A 1,537-nucleotide genomic window follows, 5' to 3' on the forward strand; every position below is an offset into this window, starting at 1 on the left:
TCGTGACTGCGTGCCTTTTGAAGAATGAGCCTGCGAGTTTGCGGTGTGTTGCGAGGTTAACCCGTGTGGGGAAGCCGTAGCGAAAGCGAGTCCGAACAGGGCGATTCAGTAGCGCGCTCAAGACCCGAAGCGGAGTGATCTAGCCATGGGCAGGTTGAAGCGGAGGTAAGACTTCGTGGAGGACCGAACCCACCAGGGTTGAAAACCTGGGGGATGACCTGTGGTTAGGGGTGAAAGGCCAATCAAACTCCGTGATAGCTGGTTCTCCCCGAAATGCATTTAGGTGCAGCGTCGTGTGTTTCTTGCCGGAGGTAGAGCACTGGATAGGCGATGGGCCCTACCGGGTTACTGACCTTAGCCAAACTCCGAATGCCGGTAAGTGAGAGCACGGCAGTGAGACTGTGGGGGATAAGCTCCATGGTCGAGAGGGAAACAGCCCAGAGCATCGACTAAGGCCCCTAAGCGTACGCTAAGTGGGAAAGGATGTGGAGTCGCAGAGACAACCAGGAGGTTGGCTTAGAAGCAGCCACCCTTGAAAGAGTGCGTAATAGCTCACTGGTCTAGTGATTCCGCGCCGACAATGTAGCGGGGCTCAAGCGTACCGCCGAAGTCGTGTCATTGCAGCGTATAGCCCTAACGGGTGTTGTGATGGGTAGGGGAGCGTCGTGTGCCGGGTGAAGCCGCGCCGGAAGGCAGTGGTGGACGGTTCACGAGTGAGAATGCAGGCATGAGTAGCGATTCACACGTGAGAAACGTGTGCGCCGATTGACTAAGGGTTCCTGGGTCAAGCTGATCTGCCCAGGGTAAGTCGGGACCTAAGGCGAGGCCGACAGGCGTAGTCGATGGATAACCGGTTGATATTCCGGTACCCGCTGTGAAGCGTCAAACATCGAACCAGGCGATGCTAAGGCCGTGAAGCCGCCCCGGAGCCTTCGGGCAAAGGGGAGTGGTGGAGCCGCCGAACCAGACTTGCAGTAGGTGAGTGATGGGGTGACGCAGGAAGGTAGTCCAGCCCGGGCGGTGGTTGTCCCGGGGTAAGGGTGTAGGACGCAAGGTAGGCAAATCCGCCTTGCACATAGTCTGAGACCTGATGCCGAGCCGATTGTGGTGAAGTGGATGATCCTATGCTGTCGAGAAAAGCCTCTAGCGAGTTTCATGGCGGCCCGTACCCTAAACCGACTCAGGTGGTCAGGTAGAGAATACCGAGGCGTTCGGGTGAACTATGGTTAAGGAACTCGGCAAAATGCCCCCGTAACTTCGGGAGAAGGGGGGCCATCACTGGTGAGGAGACTTGCTCTCCGAGCTGGGGGTGGCCGCAGAGACCAGCGAGAAGCGACTGTTTACTAAAAACACAGGTCCGTGCGAAGCCGTAAGGCGATGTATACGGACTGACGCCTGCCCGGTGCTGGAACGTTAAGGGGACCGGTTAGTCATTCTTCGGGGTGGCGAAGCTGAGAACTTAAGCGCCAGTAAACGGCGGTGGTAACTATAACCATCCTAAGGTAGCGAAATTCCTTGTCGGGTAAGTTCCGACCTG

Annotated in this window: 1 rRNA gene; it reads left to right on the top strand. The window is 57.1% G+C overall.

What is annotated here, in order from left to right:
- A 23S ribosomal RNA gene (locus ACFY0U_RS45660) occupies positions 1-1,537 on the top strand; the annotation flags it as partial.

This window comes from Streptomyces sp. NPDC001536 (assembly GCF_042894505.1).
Classification (GTDB): Bacteria; Actinomycetota; Actinomycetes; order Streptomycetales; family Streptomycetaceae; genus Streptomyces.